At 38.0% G+C, this 8,273-nt stretch carries 8 protein-coding genes; 7 read left to right on the top strand and 1 reads right to left on the bottom strand.

Annotated features, from left to right (window positions below):
* The first annotated feature begins 24 nt into the window (after positions 1–24).
* From I6E69_RS19705 to I6E69_RS19735, 7 genes are all read left to right on the top strand, one after another.
* Positions 25–1,059, top strand: a complete 1,035-nt coding sequence (locus I6E69_RS19705) for a sensor histidine kinase (RefSeq protein WP_197122065.1) — start codon at positions 25–27, stop codon at positions 1,057–1,059.
* Entirely contained in the window at positions 1,056–1,757 is a 702-nt protein-coding gene (locus I6E69_RS19710) for a LytTR family DNA-binding domain-containing protein (RefSeq protein WP_197122068.1), read from the top strand. Before I6E69_RS19705 ends, I6E69_RS19710 begins: the two co-directional genes overlap by 4 nt.
* A 185-nt stretch (positions 1,758–1,942) precedes the next feature.
* A complete protein-coding gene (gene pilV / locus I6E69_RS19715) occupies positions 1,943–2,503 on the top strand; it encodes a type IV pilus modification protein PilV (protein WP_024596572.1) in 561 nt (186 codons plus the stop codon).
* Between the two features lies 1 nt (position 2,504).
* Complete coding sequence (locus tag I6E69_RS19720) at positions 2,505–3,482, top strand: PilW family protein (protein ID WP_138489451.1); 978 nt, start codon at positions 2,505–2,507, stop codon at positions 3,480–3,482.
* A complete protein-coding gene (locus tag I6E69_RS19725; protein WP_024596574.1) occupies positions 3,470–3,973 on the top strand; it encodes a hypothetical protein in 504 nt (167 codons plus the stop codon). Before I6E69_RS19720 ends, I6E69_RS19725 begins: the two co-directional genes overlap by 13 nt.
* A 1-nt stretch (position 3,974) precedes the next feature.
* The gene (locus I6E69_RS19730; RefSeq protein ID WP_197122071.1) at positions 3,975–7,196 is read left to right on the top strand and encodes a pilus assembly protein; all 3,222 of its coding nucleotides are present in this window, start codon (positions 3,975–3,977) and stop codon (positions 7,194–7,196) included.
* Between the two features lie 9 nt (positions 7,197–7,205).
* A complete protein-coding gene (locus I6E69_RS19735; protein ID WP_024596576.1) occupies positions 7,206–7,622 on the top strand; it encodes a type IV pilin protein in 417 nt (138 codons plus the stop codon).
* Between the two features lie 6 nt (positions 7,623–7,628).
* Here I6E69_RS19735 and I6E69_RS19740 read toward each other — a convergent pair whose 3' ends face one another.
* Positions 7,629–8,159, bottom strand: coding sequence for a GspH/FimT family pseudopilin (locus I6E69_RS19740; protein ID WP_024596577.1), 531 nt, complete (start codon positions 8,157–8,159; stop codon positions 7,629–7,631).
* Positions 8,160–8,273 lie beyond the last annotated feature (114 nt).

The raw sequence follows: 8,273 nt of genomic DNA on the forward strand, positions 1-8,273 counted from the left end.
AATTTAGATTATAGGAGAGTCGTTATGAGCAAGTCACTAAAAAATGATGGTTTGCTTTTTTCGGCTCTTTTTAATGAGCGAGGCGTATTAGCTTCGCTTATTGTTTCTCAAGTTATTGCTATTGTTTTAGCCTTTGCACCCAATGTAGAAGGCGATATTTGGCTTCGACTTGGGATCATTAGTTTATTTTTACATTTAATTGTTTTAGTCGGCACTTCTTCTTTATATTTTTGTCGTTTTTTTTTACAGAACCGTACTCAAGCTTTTCAGTTAAGTCTATTTTTTGCCTCTTTTTTATTATCTACATGCATTTTTAGTATCTTATTTTCCCATTTTGCTTTTGATATAGATGATACAAAGAGCCTAATTTATTTTACACTTCGCAATTGCATTATAGTGGTTTTGCTGGCGGCTTTATTCGTCCAATTTTTATTAATTCATTTTGAAAAAGAGCAGCAAACTAAAGCGCTTTCTCGAGCTGAGCTTGATGCCTTGCAAGCTAGAATACGTCCTCATTTTTTATATAATAGTTTAAACACTGCTGCAGAGCTTACTCATCATGATGCCGATGCGGCAGAGCAGGCTATTTTAGCATTAGCCGCCTTATCGCAGGCTGCAATGCACTCAGGAAAAAATGTATCTCTTGACGATGAAATAACGCTGAGTAAGCAATATATAGCACTTGAAACATGGCGTTTCGGTAATCGCTTAAGCGTTGATTGGCAAATACCCAATGAACTACCTGCATTGAGCATTCCTTGTTTAACCCTGCAGCCATTAATTGAAAATGCAGTATGCCACGGTGTTGAAACAAGTGAGCATGGTGCAGAAATAAAAGTAGAGCTACATATTACTACCGGCTATATAACCATGATTGTTTCTAACCCAATAACAATTTCTAATGCTCAAACTAGGCCTAATAACGGCATGGCGCTTGAAAATATTCGCCAGCGATTAAATATTTATTTTAAAAATAAAGCGCAGCTAACAATTACTAATAAAAATGATGTGTTTAGGGTCAAGGTCGTGATCCCTAAGCTTATTGAGGGTAGTGTATGAACGTACTCATTGTTGATGATGAACCTCTTGCGAGATCGCGCTTAATTCGTTTGTTGGCACATGATAAAAGTATAGTTGTACAAGGCGAGGCTAGTAATGGTAATGAAGCTCTGGTACTTGCTAAAAAGCAAACGCCGGATTTGATTTTTTTAGATGTTGATATGCCTGGTATGAATGGTTTGCAAGTTGCTAATGAGCTCAATAGTTTAACTCTACCTCCTGCTATTGTTTTTATAACTGCTCACCCTGAGCATGCCTTCGAGGCTTTACAATTAAGCGCTGCAGGTTATTTAGTTAAACCTATTTCAGAGCAATCATTGCAAAAGGTGCTTAAGCAAGTCGGGCGTTTAAATAAAGTACATATTCAAAAACAACAAAATGTAAAAATCTCTTATCAGCTAGCTGGTACTCTACGCAGTGTTGATATAAATGATGTTTTGTATTTTAGTGCCGAAGAAAAGTATACCAAAATGATATTCTGTGGTGGAGAAGCTTTACTTGAACAAAGTCTAAAACAATTAGAGTTACAATTTCCTACACATATTTTGCGAATTCATCGCAATACATTGGTTAATAAACAAAAAGTAATTGCTTTGCATTCAAAAGCGAATGGCAATCATATGATTGAGCTACAAGGGGGCAGTGAGTTATTGCCAGTGAGCCGCCGTGAGCTTAAATTAGTAAAAAATTCGCTTTAGGCTTACCTTGCAATTAACCTCCCCCTGATTTAAATATATTTGAGTCTTAATTATCAACGGTGTTATTGAATAAACAGGTTTAATTAACCGTTTATCAACAAATATAACCGCTTGTCTTAGTCCTCATTGATTCCTCAAATAAATAACATAAACTTATAATCAGATAATTTTTATTTGGTTTTATTATGCAATCACCTCACGTAAAAGTGCAAAGAGGCTTCACTCTGATTGAAGTGCTAATTGCATTTATTATTCTTAGTTTTGGCCTTTTAGGCGCAGTTGCTTTGCAAGCAAAAGCAAAGCAAGCAAGCTTTGATTCTATGCAGCGTGCTGCTGCAGTTGCACTTGGTAATGATATTGTGCAGCGTATCCGTGCTAACGATACCCCGCAAATAGCGAGCCTATATACCCAAACATTTAATAGCGAAGCCTCAACTAAAACCTCACAGACGTGTTTTACAAGCACTTGTAGCGCAGCGCAAGTTGCAGCCCTAGACCTTGAGCAATGGAAAAGAGCTATAAAAGCAAGGGAAAACACAGGCTCTTTAGATGACGCAACTGTATGTATTGCGGCTACTGCAGTTGCAGGTACAGGTGGTAAAGCATTTAATTTAGAGGTCGTTGTATCTTGGCAAGGGCGTCAAGAGTTTAATGCAAATAGTACGACTGGAGACATCAAGTGTGGAACGGCTGATAAAAAGCGCCGTTTAGTTGTTTTAACTAGTTATATTTACCTTAGGAGCTAACATGAAGCAAAAAGGTTTTACACTTGTAGAAATGATGATTTCATTATTTATTGGTGGGTTAATTTTAGGCGGCGTTATGTTTACCTATATAGGTATGAAAGTAACCACTAAAGATACGATGACTATTGGTGAACTTCAAGAATCAGGACGCCTTGCAATTAACATAATGCAACGTGATATTGAACAAATTGGCTTTTGGGGCACTTATTATGATGATTCTTTTACTTCGGTAAACACAGAAGCATTATCAAACCCGCTAAATGACTGTTTTGAAGGACTAAATAACGGTAGTTTTCCTGATTTGGCAACTGCGAGTAACTTTAGAACTATTTATGCGAAGGTTGCAGATGCTTCAAAAGAACTAAACTGCGTAACGAGTCCAGTAAAAGGTACCGATATTATTCAGTTAAAGTTTTTACAAGGTGATCAATTAACTGAAGCTGAGACTCAAACGAGTGAAAACTATTTCATAGCGGAGCAAGAGAGAGCCCAATTCAAGCGAGGTGAAATTACAGGAAGTTCTGTTAATGCCTCTATTTGGCCGTATAGCCATCATGTTTATTATATTTCAGAGCAAACATATAAAGTAAATAACAAGAACCTAACTGTACCTGCATTAATGAGAAAGCGCTTAGTTGGTGGGAATATCACCACAGAAACTATTATGGAAGGTGTCGAAAACATGCGGTTTGTTTTTGGTCTCGATACAAACAGCGACAATCGTGTAGATACATACCGAAGTATTAAAAGTATGGAGCACACTGATTGGGAAAATCGAAAGGGTATTTTAACAGTACAGGTATTTTTATTAATACGCGCATTGGAGCCAGACCCTGGGGTTAAAATTAAAAACCAAACTTACATATTAGGTGAAGATGAAGACAAGCGTGAATTGAAATTCACAGATAGTTTCAGACGCACAGTGTTTACCACGACTATTCGATTAAATAATGTTGGATCAAATTTATGGCGTATTTAAAACAATCACAGAAAAAGCAGCAGGGTGTAGTACTGATCACTGCTCTAATAATGGTAATTGCAGTGACGGGTATAGCGGTGACTCTTATGAGCAGTAGTAGTATTGATATTAAAATTACCAATGCAGCGCAAGAGCGTGAAGTGGCCGAAAATGAACTTATTGGCGAAGTACAGCGCATGATTTCTGATGAAGCAAATAAAGGTGCGAATAATCAGTTTTTTTTGAGTCCAGATGAAGTCACTTCGATTGCAGCCTCTGATAAAGAAGGCATGGTGATCGCAACACATGATGGTATGCAAAGCAAAATGGTTAATTTAAACAAAGGTGCGCTTGACCTAGAGTGTCCTCGACGCTTTAATTTTACAGCAGGTATATCGTGCAATATGTTACAGGTCGCCACGACAATAGAATATGGCTCTAAAAGTAAGCATGAACTAACCATTGTTACAGGTGTAGCGCAAGAAATGGCTAGCATAAGTAAGGGGATTTAATATGAAATTAAAATTAAACAAAGTGTTAGCCTCTTTACTTGGCTTAACAATAAGTGCGTCAGTTTATGCTGAAGATATAGAGCTTTATGTTAATCATGATGTGGATGTTGAAGAAAAGCCCCGAGTATTACTGATTTTTGATACATCAGGAAGCATGGCTTTTTCATCTTCAAGTGGTGGTAACTGTGGTTTTAATAATTTTTTAAACTTATATAATTTATGTATTGATAGCCGTCTTGCTGCTGCGCAGTTTGCGATGAATAAAGTCATTTCTGATAACGAAGATACTATCGACTTTGGTTTAATGCGCTTTAAAAGTACGACCGGTGGTTACATTGTTAACGGTGTTGGTAGTGATTCATCAGTTGTACGTTCGTCGGTTGCATCTTTACCTGCAGATGGTGGAACCCCGCTTACTGAGACTCTATGGGAAGCTTATTTATATATTACAGGGCAAAAAGTTCAATATGGCTTAGAGGCCACAATTCTTGAACGTGATACGAGTGTCGAGTTAAGAACTGGAAGTGAGTTTACACAGCTTGAGTGTGGTTGGGTTAGAAATAGAGGCCGCTGGAGTTATGAGTGTGAAAATGTAACTACAAATAATTATGAGTATACTTACATATCGCCTTTTGCAGATAGCACCGCTGAGGCTAAGCGCTGCGACAACTCGATAAATATCATTTATATGACCGATGGCGACCCATCTGGTGATAATGATAGTGACAGCCAAATTAGTGCAGAGCATGAGAAGTACTTTGGGGAAGGATTAAACTGGAATACGGATAGTTACTACAGTAGTTACCTACACCAAATGGCTAAAATTATTCATGGTACAAGCGACACTACTGTTGATTTATACCCATCGACTCCCGATATTCATGAAACAGGCCGTTTATATACTATCGGTTTTGGCTCTGGTATGAGTGCGAGCGGACAAGAGCTTTTACGCAGAGCTGCTTCTTTAGGTGGTGGTGAAAACTTGCCCGCCAGTACGCCAGATGAGCTTTCTGAATCATTAAACAGTGCAATTTCTCGTATTCGTGAAGTAAATGATAGCTTTTCATCTCCCTCTGTTGCTAGTAACAACGTAGATCAAACCCGTAGTCGAGATGCTATTTATTTTGCAATGTTTTACCCAGAGACAAATACCCGCTGGGGCGGTAACTTAAAAAAGTTAAAGGTATCGGGTAGTAACATAGTTGATTCAGCAGGCAATGTAGCGCTTGATTCTAATGGTTTGATAGACACTGATGCAAAAACATTTTGGCTTCCTGATGGTAAGTCAGCAGATGGGAACTTAGTAGCACAAGGTGGCGTTAATTATCAACTAAGTACCTTAACAGGAACCAACGCAGAAGAACGAAGAACACTATATACAGATAAACAAGGCGATATAGTACGATTTACTACATCGATTGTTAGTGACATTCTTGATTTAATAACTAATAACCCAATTAGCTTATCTAGTTCAGATATTAAATGGGCTATGGGTATTGATGTTGATGATGAAGATAACGATAACGATACCACGGATCAAAGAGATGATATTTTTGGTGATCCTCTGCATTCAAAGCCTGTTGCGCTTGATTACGGTAATGATGATATTCGTATTCTTATTGGTACCAATGCTGGCTTTTTGCATATGTTTAAAGACGATGATACAAATAATGAAGTATCTGAAAGCTGGGCATTTATACCCTCAGATCTGTACAGCATTATTCAACCGCTGCGCAACAAAGAAACGGGTAAAAAATATGGTATGGATGGTCCAATCAGCGTTTATTTTAATAATAAAAACTTAAATAGCGATGGTTTAAACGACGGGATTATTGATGCGAGTGGTGATGATGAAGTATGGGCTTTTGCAGGAATGCGTCGAGGTGGTAAAAACTACTACGCACTGGATATAACAAATCCCGATCAGCCTAAAAAACTATGGAGCGCACCAATAGAAGGCGGAAAAGGTGATTTTAAAGAGCTTGCGCAAACATGGTCAAAACCGCAAATAGCCTACATTAAAGCATTTGGTGACAAGCCTTTATTAATTTTTGGTGCTGGGTACGATACAAACAAAGATGCGGTGATTAAAAGTGAAGATAGTATAGGGCGAGGTATTTACATTGTTGAAGCAGAAACAGGTAAAAGAGTATGGGCATTAACACCCGATATTAATGGCTTTAAAGGTAAGCATAGTATTGCTGCAGATATTACCACGCTTGACTCAGATTATGATGGATATATAGACCGAATTTATGCGGCAGATACTGGTGGAGATATTTGGCGTATAGATATGCCAGGCACTAGTACTAGTGAATTTAGTCACTTTAAATTAGCTGAGCTTGGCAGTAATAAAGCAACTGAGGACAGACGCTTTTTTTACAAACCACTCGTTGCACGAACCATTTATAGTAAAGTAAGCGAGACAACAGTTGATGGTAGTACCGTTATAACACGCTTAGATACGCCGTATGATGCAATAGTTATTGGTAGTGGTAACCGCTCAAAACCAACCGGTACCAATGAAAAAGATCAACTGTTTATGATCAGAGATGAAAATACAGTTACTAAATCATATAAAACGAATGCACCGGATACTATTGTACCTGCTGATTTGATGCAAATGAATTCAGACCCATTTGGTAATGCTCTAGATGACGTTGATGATTTTGTTGACTTAGAAGTCGACTTGGCTAAATTTAATGGTTGGAGATATGAGTTAGGAACGGGTGAAAAATCACTAGCTGCTGCTACAGTTGTTGGAGGTGTTGCTTATTTTACAAGTTTCACACCTGCATCAGATACATCGACTGAAAACCAATGTTCACTAAGTGGTGGTGGTGGTTCTTTATACGCATTTCACCTACATTATGGTACGAAAGTGTATGACGACCTTAAATTTACAACCAGCTATGATGTACCAGATACACCTCAGTTATACTTTGGCGAAGGCCCTTCATGCGTAGATGGTAATGGAGATGGTAAGTGTGATGACAACCCAACAGTTGACGTAACACAAGAAAGTCAGTTTTATCTAATTGGGCCGGGTATCAAAGGTGAAAATGCTGAAAACCCAATGAAGCCTGTTGAGATAAAGGGCCCTGGCTTAACAATTGTTGATGGTAAAGTTGTATTGGTTAATGACAATGCTGTAGGGTTTGGCTTTAAAACTCAACAAACATATATCTATAAACGTGAAGAAAATGACGAAGTTAATAATTAAGGAAATTAAATGAAGAAACAACATGGGTTTACCTTAATTGAGCTGATGATAGCGGTTGCAATTGTAGGCATACTTGCTTCAATTGCATTGCCCAATTATACAGAATATGTAAAGCGTGCTTCGCGCGCTGAAGCTGCTGCAGCATTGTTAGATGCTGCAAATAAAGAGGAGCAATATTTTGTAGATAATCGTGAGTATACGCAATCCTTTACTGACTTAGGGCTACAAAGTAAAACCGAAAATGGTCACTTTGAACTATCTATCAGCGTAGTTGATAGTAATACCTTCACTATTACAGCTAAGCCTATAGACGGTGCTGTAAAAGGAGATACTGATTGTAAAGAGCTTTCAATCACTGATATTGGTCTCAAAGGTGCAAAAGGGTCAAAAGGAGACACCGATATTGGTTATTGCTGGGGTCGATAGCCTAGATTACTTCTTCTGGCACTTATCAGTTGATTTAATACGTATTCTGCCAGTCTGACTTACTGATAAGGCCAACCCCTCGAGGTTGGCCTTATTGCTGTTGGGGCAATATATAAAAGTACCATTTTGAAAACCATTCAAAGAACCATCAGGACGAAACGTAATTGCGCTGCGAGGGTATTTAAGACTGTCAGCTTCATGGATCTCCTCAAAAGTACTTAAGAGTAGTTCATCATCATCTAACGAGGTTGATTTATCTTTGTCGATAAAGAGTGACATTTGGCCATTCCACTCGTCTTTTGTACATTGACTGTCTTTTAGTGCACAAAGCGTGACGTAAGTAGTATTTTCAATGGCATATAAACGGCCATAATTTATATTTCGGTGTAGGAGGTTTACGTGGTTATCTAAGCGGTTTTTAGCTAAAAAATCTGGGTAAAACCACATAGATAATTGGCTGATAATACTGACAACAGCCATAGATACCATTAATTCGAGAAGTGTTACTCCCTTACTTTTTGATATTGATAATCTCATCCTTGAAGACCTGAGTTAATAAATGATTAACTCAGTCTAGGGGCTGTTGATCTTTGTAGTACATATATCAATCAGCCCACATTGGTAGCCACATCATAGTAAATGCTAAAGCGA

The organism is Pseudoalteromonas sp. NZS100 (assembly GCF_015864815.1).
GTDB lineage: Bacteria > Pseudomonadota > Gammaproteobacteria > Enterobacterales > Alteromonadaceae > Pseudoalteromonas > Pseudoalteromonas distincta.